This is a genomic window from Streptomyces sp. NPDC003023, assembly GCF_042888225.1.
Lineage (GTDB): Bacteria > Actinomycetota > Actinomycetes > Streptomycetales > Streptomycetaceae > Streptomyces.
This window is the reverse complement of record NZ_JBIAPL010000003.1, coordinates 1-15,145: the sequence shown is the minus strand read 5'-3', so window position 1 is coordinate 15,145 and position 15,145 is coordinate 1. Positions and strand designations below refer to the sequence as shown.

Genomic DNA, 15,145 nt, shown 5'->3' with positions numbered 1-15,145 from the left:
GTCCGCGCCCTACAGCCAGCCGTTGCGCTTGAGGGTGCGGTGGATCGCGAAACAGACCACCGCGATGCCGGTGAGCACCAACGGGTAGCCGTACTTCCACTGCAGCTCCGGCATGTGCTCGAAGTTCATGCCGTAGATCCCACAGACCGCCGTGGGTACGGCGATGATCGCCGCCCACGAGGTGATCTTGCGCATGTCCTCGTTCTGGGCGACCGTCGCCTGGGCCAGATTGGCCTGGAGGATGGAGTTCAGGAGTTCGTCGAAGCCGATGACCTCCTCCTGCACGCGGGCGAGGTGGTCGGCGACGTCGCGGAAGTACTTCTGGATGTCCGGGTCCACGAGCCGCATCGGCCGCTCGCTCAGCAGCTGCATCGGCCGCAGCAGCGGCGAGACGGCCCGCTTGAACTCCAGCACCTCACGCTTGAGCTGGTAGATCCGGCCGGCGTCGCCGCCGCGCGTGCTGCCCTTGGCGGGTGCGGAGAAGACCTCGATCTCCACCTCGTCGATGTCGTCCTGCACCGCCTCCGCGACCGCGATGTAACCGTCGACGACGTGGTCCGCGATGGCGTGCAGCACCGCGGAGGGGCCCTTGGAGAGCAGTTCCGCGTCCTTCTGCAGGCCGTGCCGGAGCGCACGCAGCGACCCCTTGCCGCCGTGCCGCACGGTGATGACGAAGTCCCGGCCGGTGAAGCACATCACCTCGCCGGTCTCCACGACCTCGCTGGTGGCGGTGAGTTCGGCGTGCTCCACGTAGTGGATCGTCTTGAAGACCGTGAACAGGGTGTCGTCGTAGCGCTCCAGCTTGGGGCGCTGATGGGCGTGGACCGCGTCCTCGACGGCCAGCGGGTGGAGCCCGAACTCCGCCGCGATACCGGCGAATTCCTCCTCCGTCGGCTCGTGCAGACCGATCCAGGCGAAGCCGCCGCCCTCCCGCACGCGCAGCATCGCCTCACGCGGCGTCAGACAGTTGGCGCTCTCGAGACGTCGGCCGTCGCGGTAGACCGCGCAGTCGACGACCGCGCTGGACGCCGAGGGGTCGCGGGTCGCGTCGTAGCCGCTGTAGGGGGTGTTGCTCTTGCGCAGCGAGGGGCGGACCGCTGCGCGCAGGTCACGGATCATCGACATGGCTGGCTCCTTCACGGAGAGGCCGTCGGCGGTGGCGTGGCACAGCCCGGAATGGGGACGTGAGGTGTACGTCCGCAAAGCGGGCGGCACCGCGAGGTCGCGGTGACGGCGTTCGCTACAGACAGGCAAAAACGAAGTGCTCGCGCTCTTCCGTCGTGCGAAATGCCGTGGGGCCCGTGCGGGAAGGCCTCAGCTCACCGATTTCCGGCTCGTCGGATCAGGACCGGCGAGAGGAAGGGTGCCGTGCGGAAGAGCTGCTGGTACTGCCCGATCGACTTCGATCCACCGCAGCCTCACCTCCTCCGGCCGGTCCCCCGTGAGGGACGACGTGTTGTCGGGACTCGAAGGCCACACTTCTGTGCGCCGTCCCGACCAGCGGCCAACCCTATCAGCCGACTACGGGTCAATCTCTCTGAATGCCCGTTCCTTACGCGTTTTATGCTCGCGGCATGGAAGACGTTCTCGCACTTGTCGACGCCCGGCTGCACAGCGCTCTCGGAGAACCGGACGCGCGCGCCGCGGTGACGTTCCTCGGCACCGACCGCATCGAGGTGTTGCGCTTCCAGGACCGCGACGCAGGCAAGGGCATCGTGCGCTACGCCACCCTCGGCATGTCCGCCCTCCCGATGGCCGACCCCACCGCGACCCTCGCCGACCCGGTCAAGGGCCCCCGCGCCGAACTGGTGCTCACCGTGCGGGCGGGGCTCGCGGACACCGACAAGGTGCTGCGACCTCTTGCCGTGCTGGCCGCGTCACCCCAGGTGGAAGGTGTGATCGTGGCGCCGGGTGCCTCGCTCGACGTGGGCGAGGCGCTGTGGCCGGGCGCGCCGTTCAGCTCGGTGCTCGTCGCCGAACCGGGCGGCCTGGTCGAGGATCTCGAACTGGACGACCCCATGGACCCGGTGCGCTTTCTGCCGCTCCTTCCGATGACGCCGAACGAGGCGGCGTGGAAGCGGGTGCACGGCGCGGCGGAGCTCCAGGAGAGGTGGCTGACACACGGCACGGACCTGCGCGACCCGCTGCGCGCGTCGGTGGACCTCGGTTGACGCCGCCACAGGTGTGACGCGGTCGACTCCTCGACTTCGACCCCTCGGCTCCTCGACGCTCGACTTCTCCGGCACTCGTCTCTGCGGCCCTCGTCTTCTCCAGCCCTCGTCTTCTCCGGCTCGATCCGCCCTCCGCCGGTCGAACGGATGACCGTGACTCGGGGACGCCGGCGACGCGGACTGTGGCCGGACGGGTGATCGTCCTTGACGCGGCGTCGGCCGGAGAGGACCGTTGGGCCTTATGAGGGGCGAACCCAGTTGCCCGAAGTGCGGTGGCCGGGTGAGGGCGCCCGGTCTCTTTGCCGACTCCTGGCAGTGCGATGTGCACGGTGCCGTGCACCCGCTGCAGCCGGTGATCCCGCCCAGTGTCGAGGCCCTCGGTGTCGTGGTGCACCGCGCGAACGTCCCGGTGTGGATGCCCTGGCCGCTGCCTGTCGGCTGGCTGTTCACCGGCGTCGCCTACGCGGGCGACGACAGAAGCGGCGGCCGCGCCACCGCGGTCGCGTGTTCCGGCCCCGGGCCGCTCGGCGGTATGGGGGAGATGCTGCTCGTCGCCGAGGAGCTGGGCGTCGGTCTCGGGTCGAGATACGCCGGAATGGACGGGCCGGACCCGGGACCCCACATCGAGGTCGACAAACCACCGCAGGCCAAGCTGCTCGCCGCAGGCCGGCCCACCCCGCTCTGGCATGTGACGGGCGCGCCGGACGATCGCGCGGTGTTCGCCGGCGAGGCGCGCGGGCTGTGGCTGTGGGCCATCGTCTGGCCCGAGCAGTCCGGGCTGCTGCTCTACGACGAGCTGGTGCTCACCGATCTGCGTGACGCGGGTGCGGAGGTGGAGCTGCTGCCGTGCGGGGCGCTCTCACCGCGGCTGCTGTCGTAGCCCGGCAGGCCGGCCGCGCACGCCGTGCGGCCGGTCGGCGCCCTCCCGGCGGCTATCCTGGGGTGTCCCCTGTCCGCCCCCGAGCTTCGGAGTCAAGCGTCGTGCGCATCGATCTGCACACCCACTCCACGGCTTCGGACGGCACGGACACCCCGGCCGAGCTGGTGCGCAACGCCGCCGCGGCCGGTCTGGACGTCGTCGCGCTCACCGACCACGACACCACCCGCGGTCACGCGGAGGCTGTCGCGGCCGTGCCGGACGGCGTGACTCTCGTCACCGGAGCCGAGCTCTCCTGCCGTCTCGACGGCGTCGGTCTCCACATGCTGGCGTATCTCTTCGACGCGGAGGAGCCGGAGCTGCTGCGCGAGCGGGAGCTCGTACGCGACGACCGCGTGCCGCGGGCCCGGGCGATGGTCGGCAGGCTCCAGGAGCTGGGTGTGGCCGTCGAGTGGGAGCAGGTGGCCCGGATCGCCGGGGACGGCTCCGTCGGGCGGCCCCACATAGCGGAGGCGCTCGTCGAGCTCGGCGTGGTGCCTTCCGTCTCCGACGCCTTCACGCCCCAGTGGCTCGCCGACGGGGGCCGGGCCTACGTGGAGAAGCACGAGCTCGACCCGTTCACGGCGATCCGCCTGGTCAAGGCGGCGGGCGGGGTCACCGTGTTCGCCCACCCGCTCGCCGTCAAGCGCGGTCGGGTGGTGCCGGAGTCCGCCATCGCGGAACTCGCCGCCTGCGGCCTCGACGGCATCGAGGTCGACCACATGGACCACGACGACGCGACACGCGCCAGGCTTCGGGGCCTCGCCGGAGAGCTCGGACTGCTGACGACCGGGTCGAGCGACTACCACGGCAGCCGCAAGACGTGCCGGCTCGGCGAGTACACCACCGACCCGGAGATCTACGGCGAGATCACCCGCCGCGCCACCGGCGCGTTCCCGGTGCCGGGCACGGGCGGAGTCCGCCCGTAACCCTCGCCCCTCCACTTCGTACGACCCTCTTCCCGCAAGGCCCTCACTGTGTTCGACGCTGCCGTTTTCGGCTCTCTCTTCCTGACCCTCTTCGTCATCATGGATCCCCCGGGGATCACGCCGATCTTCCTCGCCCTCACCTCCGGCCGCGCCGCCAAGGTGCAGCGCAGGATGGCCTGGCAGGCCGTGGCGGTCGCCTTCGGGGTGATCACCGTCTTCGGCATCCTCGGCCAGCAGATCCTCGACTACCTGCACGTCTCCGTCCCGGCACTGATGATCGCCGGCGGGCTGCTCCTGCTGCTGATCGCCCTCGACCTGCTCACGGGCAAGACCGACGAGCCCAAGCAGACCAAGGACGTCAACGTGGCGCTGGTCCCGCTGGGCATGCCGCTGCTGGCCGGGCCCGGTGCGATCGTGTCCGTGATCCTCGCCGTGCAGCACGCGGACGGAGCGGGGGAGCAGGCCTCGGTGTGGGCGGCGATCCTCGCCATGCACGTGGTGCTCTGGCTGACCATGCGCTACTCGCTGGTCATCATCCGCCTGATCAAGGACGGCGGTGTGGTCCTGGTCACCCGGCTCGCGGGCATGATGCTCTCCGCGATCGCCGTGCAGCAGATCATCAACGGTGTGACCCAGGTGATCCAGGGCGCGTGAGCGGACGCGCCCGGACGTGAAAAGCCCCCGTACGGATCGCTTCCGTACGAGGGCTTCGCGCGTCAACGAGCTCGCAGGCGTTATGAAGCAGCGGTGGTGTCGGCGGGTCGGATGTAGATGCGCTGGCCGGTGTATGCGGCCTGCTGCACGATCCGGTTGACGGAGGCGGCGTCCACGACGGTACTGTCCACGGCGGTGCCGTCGACGTCGTCCAGTCGCATGATCTCGAAGCGCAAAACGCTTCTCCCTTCGTCGGTGATCCTCCTGGAGGAGAACTGATGGCAGACGGATGTCTCCGTCTGTGTGTACATACGTCTTCAACGGGATGCATCCTGCAAACATTCCCTACGCTAAGGAAATTTTTTGGATGCCTAACTACTGGCGGGTAGCGGCTCCGGCACGGACAATGAGCCCCGTATGAACGACGCAGAGAACAACGAGCTCGCCGCCAGGCTGGAGCGCACCAATGAGCTCCTCCAGCGGATGCTCGCCGAGGTCGCGAAGACCCCGTCCACGCACGCCATCTTCGTCGACGCCGGTTACGTCTATGCTGCGGCCGGGTTGCTTGTGGCGGGCACAGAGGACCGGCGCTCCTTCGACCTCGACGCCGAGGGACTGATCGAGGCCTTCATCGACAAGGCCCGCACGATCTTCGCCGACAGCCGGCTGCTGCGGGTCTACTGGTACGACGGCGCCCGGCGCCGTATCCACACCCCCGAGCAGCAGTCCATAGCGGAGCTGCCCGACGTCAAGGTGCGCCTGGGCAACCTGAACGCCAACAACCAGCAGAAGGGCGTCGACTCCCTCATCCGCACCGATCTGGAATCCCTGGCCAGACACCGGGCGATCAGTGACGCGGCGCTCGTCGGCGGCGACGAGGACCTCGTCTCCGCTGTCGAGGCGGCCCAGGGCTACGGCGCGCGGGTCCACCTGTGGGGCATCGAGGCGGCGGAGGGACGCAACCAGGCGGAGCCCCTGCTGTGGGAGGTCGACAGCCAGCGCACCTTCGACCTCGACTTCTGCCGCCCCTACATCACCCGCAGGCCCGTCACGACCTACGAGAACGAGGGCGCGCCGCCGCCGTCGCGCGACGAGGTGCGCTTCGTGGGCGCCCAGATCGCGGCGACCTGGCTGGCGGAGAGAGGACGGGCGGAAATGGCCGAGTTGCTGCCCGGCCACCCCTACCTGCCCGGCCCGGTGGACCAGGATCTGCTCATCGAGGCGGAACGGCGGCTCCAGCGCTCACTGCGCGGGTACGCGGTGCTCCGACGGGCGCTGCGGGACGGCTTCTGGCAGCACCTGCAGGCTCAGTACTGATCCCAGAAGCGGGTGAGCGCGGCGGCCGTCTCCGCGGGGCGGTCGGTGTTCGGGGAGTGCTCCGCGCCGCGGACGACCGTCCGGTGCGCCTCCAGCCGCCGGGCCATGTCGTCCAGCAGCGGCACCGGCCACGTGTCGTCGCGTTCGCCCGACAGCACATGCTTGGGCAGCGGTTCCACGGCGGCCAGTTCCGCGACCCTGTCCTGTTCTGACGTCAGCTGACGTCCGGTGGCGATGAGTTGGGCGGGGTTGTGGCGCAGCCAACGCCGGCGAAGGTCCTCGCGGGCGTCCTGCGTGGCCTCCTCCGCCGCGTCCTCCGGTGCGTCGAAGGCCAGGATCGCCTCCCACACCTGATCCATCGGCATCACGGCGAGCGCGTCGCTCAGCAACTTCACCCGCTGCTGCTGGGCCGGGCTGATCTGCGCGGGACCCGAGGACACCAGCGTCAGAGTCGCGAACGGGGAGGCGTCCTCGAGGACGGCGGCGCGGGCGATCTGCCCGCCGAGTGAATGCCCCACGAGATGGAGGGGGCCGCCGTCCGCGACGGCGGCGGCCTGGGCGAGCACGTCCCTGGCCAATTCGTCCTGCGCGTAGGCGCTCTGATCAGCCGGGCCCTCGGTCTCGTACTGTCCGCGGCCGTCGACCGCGACCGCGCGGTAGCCGGACGCGGTCAACGGCTCGAGCAGCGCGATGAAGTCCTCCTTGCTGCCCGTGTAGCCGGGCAGCAGCAGCACGGTGCCGCGCGCGACGTCGGTGTCCGGCCGCGCGTCGAGCACGGCGAACGGGCCGCGCGCGGTGGACAGCGTGCGGGGGAGGGCGCAGGCGGGCGGGACGAATGTGGGCGGCCGGCTCATGCGGATGAGGCTAGCGCGCGGGTGCTGGTGGCGGGCGGTCCGGGTGGCGCGTGGGGGAACCGGTCCGGGACCGAGCAGGCCGGGAAAGGCCGATGGCCCCGCCCCCGCGAACGGGGGCCGGGCCATCGAAGTCGCGCGGCTGTCAGCTCTCCGGCTGTGCCACGGCCTTGCGTGCACGCGTCCGGCGAGGCTTGGCCTCCGGCTCCGCCGCGGTCTCGGCGACCGCGTCCACCTTCGTCTCCGTGACCTTGCGGGCACGGGTCCGGCGGGGCTTCGTCTCCGTCGCGGGAGCCTCGGGTGCCTCCACGACGTCGGTCGCGACGGCTGCCTTGGGGGCGCGGGTGCGGCGGGGCTTGGTCTCCGTCGCGGGGGCCTCGGCGGTCTCGGCCGTGTCGACGGCCTTGCGCGCCCGGCTGCGGCGGGGCTTCACCTCGGCGCTCTCGGCGCCCTCGACCGTGTCGACAGCCTTTGCGGCGCGGGTGCGGCGGGGCTTCACCTCGGCGCTCTCGGCGCCCTCGAGCGTGTCGACGGCCTTGGGGGCGCGGGTGCGGCGGGGCTTGGTCTCCGTCGCGGGGGCCTCGGCGGTCTCGGCCGTGTCGACGGCCTTGCGCGCCCGGCTGCGCCGAGGCTTCGCCTCGGCGCTCTCCGCCAGGCTGGCGGCAGCGCTCTCCGGCGTCTGGAAGCCGGGCTCCGGCGCCGTCGCGACGGCCGTCTCCGCGGCTGTCACGACCGCCTCCGCCTCGGCGACGGCTGCTGCCGCCGCGCTGCGGGTGCGGCGACGGCGGGGCTTGGTGACGCTCGCGGTCTCGGCCGCCGCGTCCACCGTCGTCTCGACGGTCTCCACGGCAGCCGCCGACTCCACGACGCCCGCCGCCTCGGGCGCCGACTGCGCGGCCACCCGGGTACGACGACGGCGGCGCGGGGTCCGTGCCTCGGTGGGCGCCTCGTCGGTGGACTGCTCGGGGACGACCGCCTCCGTCACCGGGGCCGCCGCCAGCGTCTCTCCGCCACGCGTGCGGCGACGCTGACGCGGCGTACGCGTACGGGCCGGGCGCTCCTCGCGGACCGCCGCAGCCGGTGCGCCGCCCCGGCGGCCGCGGCCGCCGGTCTCGCCCAGGTCCTCGACCGCCTCCGCGGCGAGGCCGGCGCGGGTGCGCTCGGCTCGCGGCAGGACCCCCTTGGTCCCGGCCGGGATGCCGAGCTCCTCGAAGAGGTGCGGAGACGTGGAGTACGTCTCGACAGGGTCGGGGAACTTGAGGTCCAGCGCCTTGTTGATCAGCTGCCAGCGCGGGATGTCGTCCCAGTCGACCAGCGTGATCGCGGTGCCGGTCGCGCCCGCGCGGCCGGTGCGGCCGATGCGGTGGAGGTAGGTCTTCTCGTCCTCGGGCGACTGGTAGTTGATGACGTGGGTCACGCCCTCGACGTCGATGCCGCGAGCGGCGACGTCGGTGCAGACCAGCACGTCCACCTTGCCGTTGCGGAACGCGCGCAGCGCCTGCTCGCGGGCGCCCTGGCCGAGGTCGCCGTGGACCGCGCCGGAGGCGAAGCCGCGCTGGGCGAGCTGGTCGGCGATGTCGGCGGCGGTGCGCTTGGTGCGGCAGAAGATCATCGCGAGTCCGCGGCCCTCGGCCTGCAGGATGCGGGAGACCATCTCCGGCTTGTCCATGGAGTGCGCGCGGTAGACGCGCTGCGTGGTGTTCGCGACCGTCGCGCCCTCGTCGTCCGGCGCCGTGGCGCGGATGTGCGTGGGCTGGGACATGTAGCGGCGGGCGAGACCGATGACGGCACCCGGCATGGTCGCCGAGAACAGCATGGTCTGGCGCTTGGCCGGCAGCTGCTGGATGATCTTCTCGACGTCGGGCAGGAAGCCCAGGTCGAGCATCTCGTCGGCCTCGTCCAGGACGAGCGCGCGTACGTGCGAGAGGTCCAGCTTCTTCTGGCCGGCCAGGTCCAGCAGGCGTCCGGGCGTGCCGACGATGACGTCGACGCCCTTCTTGAGGGCCTCGACCTGGGGCTCGTAGGCCCGGCCGCCGTAGATGGCGAGCACCCGGACGTTACGGACCTTGCCGGCCGTCAGCAGGTCGTTGGTGACCTGGGTGCACAGCTCGCGGGTGGGGACGACGACCAGCGCCTGCGGTGCGTCGGTCAGCTGCTCGGGCTTCGCCCGGCCGGCCTCGACGTCCGCGGGGACGGTGACTCGCTCCAGCAGCGGCAGGCCGAAACCGAGGGTCTTGCCGGTGCCGGTCTTGGCCTGGCCGATGACGTCGGTGCCGGTGAGCGCGACGGGGAGCGTCATCTCCTGGATGGGGAAGGGGGAAACGATGCCGACGGCCTCGAGGGCTTCGGCGGTCTCGGGCAGGATCCCGAGATCCCGGAAAGTCTGCGTAGTCAGGGTGTTGCCTCTTCTGTGAGACGCGGCGCGAGGCGAACGCTGGGGGTCGTACCACACCTGGGTACTGGACCCGGCCGTGGGTTGGCCGGATGGGTGCGGGACCACTGCCGTCGCTCGAGCGCTCGTACCGCTGAGGGGGCCCCTCATCTGCGGCCGTGCGCAGTCGTGCGCATGGTCCGCGTGGAGGGCGGTCAGGTCGGAGCCGATCGGGCCACCGACCGGGCATCCTCATTCATCAGACGGCCTACTGAGAACGCAAAAATACTTTGACGCTCAGCAGGCGCATTACCACTGTACCCCGGATTCGCGCATGTGTGTTGGGTGAATTCACGAGAACTGTGTTCCAGGCATGGTTGACCAGGCCCTTACCCCATACGGCGGGCGGGCTATTGTGCCGTCCATGGAGACGCCTGACAACGCCAATGAATCCACCGGTCTCACCGGGATCGCCGCTCAGGACTGGGCTGCGGCGTCCGCGGAACCGCAGTACCGTGCCGCCGTCGTGGACCTGCTCGGGGCGCTCGCGTACGGCGAGCTGGCGGCATTCGAGCGGCTTGCGGAGGACGCCAAGCTGGCGCCGTCGCTCGCGGACAAGGCAGAGCTGGCGAAGATGGCCTCCGCCGAGTTCCACCACTTCGAGCAGTTGCGGGACCGCCTGGCGGCGATCGACGCAGAGCCGACGGCCGCGATGGAGCCGTTCGCGCAGGCCCTGGACGACTTCCACCGCCAGACCGCACCCTCCGACTGGCTGGAGGGCCTGGTCAAGGCCTACGTCGGAGACTCGATCGCCAGCGACTTCTACCGCGAGGTGGCCGCTCGTCTGGACAGCGACACCCGCGCCCTGGTGCTCGCCGTACTCGACGACACGGGCCACGGGAACTTCGCGGTGGAGAAGGTCCGTGCCGCGATCGAGGCGGACCCGCGCCTCGGCGGCCGGCTCGCCCTGTGGGCACGGCGGCTGATGGGCGAGGCACTGTCGCAGGCGCAGCGGGTGGTCGCCGATCGCGACGCGTTGTCCACGATGCTCGTGGGCGGCGTGGCGGACGGCTTCGACCTGGCCGCGGTCGGCGAGATGTTCTCCCGGATCACCAAGGCCCACACCAAGCGCATGGCCGCACTGGGGCTCGCCGCCTAGGCGGGGCTCGGCTCGACCGGTGCCGGGGCAGGGGGCCGGGCGGGGGCCCGGCGGTCCGGGCGGGGTTCGGGCCCGGACCGGTGAGGACTCACATCGGGAAGACGCGGTGCAGCCTGCGGGGCGAGGGGCGGATCAGCAGCGACAGCAGCACCGCCCCGATCGCCACGGCCCCCAGCAGGGTCGCCGGCGTGTGCCCCGGTCCCAGCGCCACGTGCGTCACATACGCGCCGAAGAGGGCGCCCAGTGCGCCCGTGGTGAAGACCGTCCTCCGGGACGGGAGACGATCGGCCAGGTGACGGACCGCCGCCCAGGAAAGGCCGAGCCCGAGCAGGACTGAACCGAGCGATTCCAAGAGCACTGCCGATCACCTCACGGAAGCCGGACGGGGCAGGGACGGTCGTAGCCCGTACTACCCGGCGTGAGCGGATCGCAACCCTTTCGCGAACGGTCCGGACCGGTGCTGAGCAGCGGAAGAGGGCCCGGCGGTCGTACCGCCGAGCCCTCTTCCCGATGCTTCACCGCGCTCGTCCGGGCAGTGTGCCCGGTCGCGCGCCCCGGTCGCGCTACAGCGCGCCGAATCCCACGCGCCGTGACGTCGACTCACCGATCTCGACGTAGGCGAGACGGTCGGACGGCACCAGGACCTTGCGGCCCTTCTCGTCCGTGAGGCTGAGCAGCTGCGCCTTGCCGGCCAGCGCATCGTTCACCGCGCGCTCGACCTCCTCGGCGGACTGCCCGCTCTCCAGAACGATCTCCCGGGGCGCGTGCTGCACGCCGATCTTGACCTCCACGGCTATGTCCCTCCGAACGGTCAGTGCGTTGCGCGGTCAGCCGCGCCGTACGCAGCACACCCTAGCCCGGAGTCGCCGCACGTCATGCCCCGCCGGAAAACGCCAGGAGCGAACAGCCCGCCCGGACCCGGCGGGCGGGCCCGCTCTCAGTGCTGGTCCGTGCCGTGCAGCGGGAATCCCGCGATTCCGCGCCAGGCGAGCGAGGTGAGGAGCTGCACCGCGGTGTCCCGCGGGATGGCGGAGCCGCTGGAGAGCCAGTACCTGGCGACCACCTGGGAGACGCCGCCCAGTCCCACCGCCAGCAGCATCGACTCGTCCTTGGAGAGCCCCGTGTCCTCGGCGATGACGTCGGAGATGGCCTCCGCGCACTGCAGGGACACCCGGTCCACCCGCTCGCGGACGGCGGGCTCGTTGGTCAGGTCCGACTCGAAGACCAGCCGGAACGCGCCGCCCTCGTCCTCGACATAGGCGAAGTAGGCGTCCATCGTGGCGGCCACGCGGAGCTTGTTGTCCGTCGTCGAGGCCAGTGCGCCGCGGACCGCCTGGAGCAGCGACTCGCAGTGCTGGTCCAGCAGCGCCAGGTACAGCTCGAGCTTCCCCGGGAAGTGCTGGTAGAGCACGGGCTTGCTGACTCCGGCCCGCTCCGCGATGTCGTCCATCGCCGCCGAGTGATAGCCCTGAGCCACGAAAACCTCCTGGGCGGCGCCCAGGAGCTGGTTTCTGCGGGCTCGGCGTGGCAGGCGTGTGCCCCGCGGGCGCGCCGCCTCTGTCTGCTCGATGGCTGTCACGCCGCCTCCCAAATGTAAGAACAAGCACAGTTCGAACAAGCACAGTTCGAGCAGGCGTCCCGATGAACAAGGATTGCCCGACCGCCGCGGTCTCCCGCGTGCGCTGTGCGCCGCGCCCGCCATCGTACTTTTGGGTAACCCGGCTGTGCGTCGCGCGAACGCAGAATTTCATGGACCGGACGGTCTCGGAAGCTGCCGGTCCGCGTCCTTACCCCGGACATACCGGGGCATCGGGCGGCAGGTCACCGGTAGTCGTCCTCGTCCAGCTTGACCACACGGGTCTGTTCGACGGCGTCCGCCTCGTTCGCGGTGGCCGGGTCGACGTGGTTCACCGGGTCGTCGCGCTCCGAGCGCACATCGGTGTGCTGCTCGGCGGCGTCGGCCTCCGGAACCTCCTCGTCCGTTGTGCCGGTGTTCCCGTCGTCGGCTTCCTGGAAGGTCTCGGGCTCGGTCGGATCGACTGACATGCGGCACCGCTTTCCCTGGAGAGTGCCCTGTACCACGAGCCTAGGAGCTACCGATTCAGGGCGCTATGTGGTGGTTGTCGGCATGCCACGGGTGCCCGGCACGGCTTCGAAGATGTGTGACGCCGAACACACGGGGCACCGCGTGATCGTCTCGTAACATTGCCGCATGTCTTCGACCGAGCTGCCGGGAGCCCGTGCCTTCAACGGCGCGGTGGCTCCCAAGGTCGCGACCGTGCGCGTCGCCGACGGGGAGGAGCTCCGCTCCGCCACCCTGCCCGGGCTCACCCTGACCGTCAGATCCCGCCCCCCGGCGCGCGCCGGCCTGCCGCCCGCCCTCTACGTGCACGGCCTGGGCGGCTCCTCGATGAACTGGTCGGCGCTGATGGCACAGCTCGAGGACACCGTGGCGGGTGAGGCGGTCGATCTGCCCGGCTTCGGGGACTCGCCGCCGCCGTCCGACGGCAACTACTCGGTCACCGGCCATGCCCGGGCGGTGATCCGGTTCCTGGACGCGGGCGGCCGCGGCCCCGTGCATCTGCTGGGCAACTCCCTGGGCGGCACCGTCTGCACCCGCGTCGCGGCCGTCAGACCTGATCTGGTGCGCACCCTGACGCTCGTCTCGCCCGCCCTGCCGGAGCTGCGCGTGCAGCGTGCGGCCGTGCCGACCGGGCTGCTCGCGCTGCCGGGAGTCGCCGGGCTCTTCGCCCGGATGACGAAGGGATGGACCCCGGAACAGCGCACGCGCGGGGTACTGGCGCTCTGTTACGGGGACCCCGCACGGGTGACGGACGAAGCGCTTCGCCATGCCGTCGAGGAGATGGAGCGGCGCATGGGTCTTCCCCATTTCTGGGACGCGACGACCAGGTCGGCCAGGGGTATCGTTGACGCGTACACGCTCGGGGGGCAGCAGGGGCTGTGGCGTCAGGCGGAGCGGGTACTCGCGCCGACCCTCCTCGTCTACGGGCGGAAGGACCAGCTCGTCTCGTACCGTATGGCGCGCAAGGCGGCAGTGGCGTTCCGGGGATCCCGGCTGCTGACGCTCCCGGACGCCGGGCACGTTGCGATGATGGAGTATCCGGAAACGGTCGCACAGGCCTTCCGGGAACTGCTCGACGACTGCGGTAGGAGCTGATCCGGGGCGTGGGACGACACAGCCGCAAGGGCCCCGCGCCCAAGGGCGCGACCACCGACGCGGACAGCGGACCGGCCTCCGGTGAACGGGAGGCCGCGACGGCCGTGTCCGGCAGCGGCCGGCGCAGGCGCGCCGCCGAGCCGGGTCCCGCACCGGGACCGCAACAGCACATGCCGGGCCATGGGGCGCCCCAGGCCCGCGGCGGGCATCCGGAGCACCACGAGGCGGGAGGCGGCTGGGGCGACTGGCAGGGCCGGCCGTGGGACGGGCAGCGCCCTCAGGGCGCGCAGCCGAACAGGCCGGCCGGCGGACCGCGCATACCGGGCCCGCGCCGTGAGTACCTCGAGGCCTTCGACCAGGTTCCGGCCCCGCGAGCGCAGCGATCCGACCCGTACTCGTCCGACCCGTTCGCCTCCGTCACCGACTGGGACACCGGGCACGGGCGGCCGCCCGAAATCGCCGCCGACACCGAGGACGACGCCCTTCCCGACGCCGAGGAGGCACCGGCCGGGGAGGCGCGGGAGAAGGGCGGCAAGGGCCGGACCTTCACCGGGATCGCGGCCGCCGCGGTGATCACCGTCCTCGCCGTGGTGGTGGCGGGGCAGGTGGCGGACGAAGGGGCCGGCGTGATCGGCGCCCAGTCCGGCAAGGAGCGCGAGGCGGAGGAACGCCCCGGCCGCTCGGAGGGCAGGCCCACGCCGCCGCAGGCGGCGAACCCGCCGGCCGCGCCGCCGAGTTTCCAGCAGCTGATGGCCCAGCAGTTCCCCATCGATCCGAAGCTGACGGCCTCCGGTGACTTCGAGGCCGTCCCCGGCTTCGACAAGGCGCCCGGCAAGGGGCGCAAGGTCAGCTATCGCGTGGACGTCGAGAAGGGGCTCGACATGGACGCCGCTCTCTTCGCCAGGGCGATCCAGGAAACGCTCAACGACGACCGGAGCTGGGCGCACGGCGGGGCGATGACCTTCGAGCGGATCTCCTCCGGCGAGGCGGATTTCGTCATAACGCTGGCGAGCCCGGGGACGACCGCGGTCTGGTGCGCCAAGTCCGGCCTGGACACGACCGTCGACAACGTCTCCTGCGACTCCGCCTCGACCGAGCGCGTGATGATCAACGCCTTCCGTTGGGCGCAGGGGGCACAGACGTACGGCGACGACGCGATGCTGGCCTACCGTCAGATGCTCATCAATCACGAGGTCGGACACCGGCTCGGGTACAACCACGTGAACTGCAGCACGCCGGGGGCGCTCGCCCCCGTGATGCAGCAGCAGACGAAGACCCTGGACATCGGCGGCGTCAAGTGCCGTGCCAACCCATGGGTGCACCCCGGCGGTTGAGCCCCACCCGACGGCGCGGCTGAGCCCTGCGGAACTGGCCTCAACGTGACTCTCCGTGCACAGGGAGCCCCGTAGCGCGACAGAACGCTACCTCGCCGCGAAAGTTACGTGCATTCACCCCTTCCGGTGGTGGGGGGGGGGGCCCGGCCGCCCCCCCCCCCCCCGGGCGCGGGGGGGGGGGGGGGGGGGGGTGGGGGGGGCGCCCCCCCCCCGGGGCCCCACACACCGTAGGGGGGGGGGAGGGGGGGGTGGGGGCCGGGGGGCG

General features: G+C 71.4%; 16 protein-coding genes. 8 read left to right on the top strand and 8 right to left on the bottom strand.

Translation table 11 applies throughout. The features are described 5' to 3' along the window. Positions 1-9 precede the first annotated feature (9 nt). Positions 10-1,125, bottom strand: a complete 1,116-nt coding sequence (locus tag ACFYV1_RS11830) for a magnesium and cobalt transport protein CorA (RefSeq protein WP_389395313.1) — start codon at positions 1,123-1,125, stop codon at positions 10-12. 449 nt (positions 1,126-1,574) lie between these two features. Here ACFYV1_RS11830 and ACFYV1_RS11825 point away from each other — a divergent pair, with 449 nt between their 5' ends. The 4 genes from ACFYV1_RS11825 (at position 1,575) to ACFYV1_RS11810 (ending at position 4,670) form a co-directional block, all read left to right on the top strand. Further along, positions 1,575-2,171, top strand: a complete 597-nt coding sequence (locus tag ACFYV1_RS11825) for a suppressor of fused domain protein (protein ID WP_389395311.1) — start codon at positions 1,575-1,577, stop codon at positions 2,169-2,171. A 241-nt stretch (positions 2,172-2,412) separates the two neighbouring features. Further along, entirely contained in the window at positions 2,413-3,051 is a 639-nt protein-coding gene (locus ACFYV1_RS11820) for a DUF6758 family protein (protein ID WP_389395310.1), read from the top strand. Between the two features lie 101 nt (positions 3,052-3,152). Beyond that, positions 3,153-4,016, top strand: coding sequence for a PHP domain-containing protein (locus tag ACFYV1_RS11815; RefSeq protein ID WP_389395309.1), 864 nt, complete (start codon positions 3,153-3,155; stop codon positions 4,014-4,016). A gap of 48 nt (positions 4,017-4,064) precedes the next feature. Further along, positions 4,065-4,670: a MarC family protein gene (locus ACFYV1_RS11810; RefSeq protein ID WP_389395308.1), complete on the top strand. Its 606-nt coding sequence runs from the start codon at positions 4,065-4,067 to the stop codon at positions 4,668-4,670. A gap of 80 nt (positions 4,671-4,750) precedes the next feature. Here ACFYV1_RS11810 and ACFYV1_RS11805 read toward each other — a convergent pair whose 3' ends face one another. Continuing rightward, positions 4,751-4,906, bottom strand: a complete 156-nt coding sequence (locus ACFYV1_RS11805; RefSeq protein WP_389395307.1) for a hypothetical protein — start codon at positions 4,904-4,906, stop codon at positions 4,751-4,753. A gap of 181 nt (positions 4,907-5,087) precedes the next feature. Here ACFYV1_RS11805 and ACFYV1_RS11800 point away from each other — a divergent pair, with 181 nt between their 5' ends. Next, entirely contained in the window at positions 5,088-5,987 is a 900-nt protein-coding gene (locus tag ACFYV1_RS11800; RefSeq protein WP_389395306.1) for an NYN domain-containing protein, read from the top strand. Here the strand turns inward: ACFYV1_RS11800 and ACFYV1_RS11795 are convergent. Next, positions 5,978-6,841 carry an alpha/beta fold hydrolase gene (locus ACFYV1_RS11795; RefSeq protein ID WP_389395305.1) on the bottom strand — a complete coding sequence of 288 codons (864 nt, stop codon included), beginning with the start codon at positions 6,839-6,841 and terminating at the stop codon, positions 5,978-5,980. The genes ACFYV1_RS11800 and ACFYV1_RS11795 overlap by 10 nt on opposite strands. Positions 6,842-6,983: 142 nt before the next feature. Then, positions 6,984-9,137: a DEAD/DEAH box helicase gene (locus ACFYV1_RS11790; RefSeq protein WP_389395304.1), complete on the bottom strand. Its 2,154-nt coding sequence runs from the start codon at positions 9,135-9,137 to the stop codon at positions 6,984-6,986. 496 nt (positions 9,138-9,633) lie between these two features. Between ACFYV1_RS11790 and ACFYV1_RS11785 the strand changes: the two genes are divergently transcribed. After that, complete coding sequence (locus ACFYV1_RS11785; RefSeq protein WP_389395303.1) at positions 9,634-10,368, top strand: ferritin-like fold-containing protein; 735 nt, start codon at positions 9,634-9,636, stop codon at positions 10,366-10,368. Between the two features lie 88 nt (positions 10,369-10,456). On the opposite strand, the gene ACFYV1_RS11780 is transcribed toward ACFYV1_RS11785, so the two are convergent. The 4 genes from ACFYV1_RS11780 to ACFYV1_RS11765 form a co-directional block, all read right to left on the bottom strand. After that, positions 10,457-10,726, bottom strand: a complete 270-nt coding sequence (locus tag ACFYV1_RS11780; RefSeq protein WP_389395302.1) for a hypothetical protein — start codon at positions 10,724-10,726, stop codon at positions 10,457-10,459. 205 nt (positions 10,727-10,931) lie between these two features. Beyond that, a complete protein-coding gene (locus ACFYV1_RS11775; RefSeq protein WP_389395301.1) occupies positions 10,932-11,159 on the bottom strand; it encodes a DUF3107 domain-containing protein in 228 nt (75 codons plus the stop codon). Positions 11,160-11,305: 146 nt separating this feature from the next. Beyond that, complete coding sequence (locus ACFYV1_RS11770; RefSeq protein WP_389395300.1) at positions 11,306-11,947, bottom strand: TetR/AcrR family transcriptional regulator; 642 nt, start codon at positions 11,945-11,947, stop codon at positions 11,306-11,308. Positions 11,948-12,189: 242 nt separating this feature from the next. Then, entirely contained in the window at positions 12,190-12,414 is a 225-nt protein-coding gene (locus ACFYV1_RS11765) for a hypothetical protein (RefSeq protein ID WP_389395299.1), read from the bottom strand. Positions 12,415-12,580: 166 nt separating this feature from the next. Between ACFYV1_RS11765 and ACFYV1_RS11760 the strand changes: the two genes are divergently transcribed. Beyond that, positions 12,581-13,546: an alpha/beta fold hydrolase gene (locus tag ACFYV1_RS11760; RefSeq protein WP_389395298.1), complete on the top strand. Its 966-nt coding sequence runs from the start codon at positions 12,581-12,583 to the stop codon at positions 13,544-13,546. A gap of 8 nt (positions 13,547-13,554) precedes the next feature. Then, a complete protein-coding gene (locus tag ACFYV1_RS11755; protein WP_389395297.1) occupies positions 13,555-14,880 on the top strand; it encodes a DUF3152 domain-containing protein in 1,326 nt (441 codons plus the stop codon). Positions 14,881-15,145 lie beyond the last annotated feature (265 nt).

What these genes read in the sequence shown, in the direction of transcription:
- ACFYV1_RS11830 (WP_389395313.1), bottom strand. Translation starts at nt 1,125, where the DNA reads ATGTCGATGATCCGTGACCTGCGCGCAGCGGTCCGCCCCTCGCTGCGC.
- ACFYV1_RS11825 (WP_389395311.1), top strand. Translation starts at nt 1,575, where the DNA reads ATGGAAGACGTTCTCGCACTTGTCGACGCCCGGCTGCACAGCGCTCTC.
- ACFYV1_RS11820 (WP_389395310.1), top strand. Translation starts at nt 2,413, where the DNA reads ATGAGGGGCGAACCCAGTTGCCCGAAGTGCGGTGGCCGGGTGAGGGCG.
- ACFYV1_RS11800 (WP_389395306.1), top strand. Translation starts at nt 5,088, where the DNA reads ATGAACGACGCAGAGAACAACGAGCTCGCCGCCAGGCTGGAGCGCACC.
- ACFYV1_RS11795 (WP_389395305.1), bottom strand. Translation starts at nt 6,841, where the DNA reads ATGAGCCGGCCGCCCACATTCGTCCCGCCCGCCTGCGCCCTCCCCCGC.
- ACFYV1_RS11790 (WP_389395304.1), bottom strand. Translation starts at nt 9,137, where the DNA reads ATGACGCTCCCCGTCGCGCTCACCGGCACCGACGTCATCGGCCAGGCC.
- ACFYV1_RS11785 (WP_389395303.1), top strand. Translation starts at nt 9,634, where the DNA reads ATGGAGACGCCTGACAACGCCAATGAATCCACCGGTCTCACCGGGATC.
- ACFYV1_RS11765 (WP_389395299.1), bottom strand. Translation starts at nt 12,414, where the DNA reads ATGTCAGTCGATCCGACCGAGCCCGAGACCTTCCAGGAAGCCGACGAC.
- ACFYV1_RS11760 (WP_389395298.1), top strand. Translation starts at nt 12,581, where the DNA reads ATGTCTTCGACCGAGCTGCCGGGAGCCCGTGCCTTCAACGGCGCGGTG.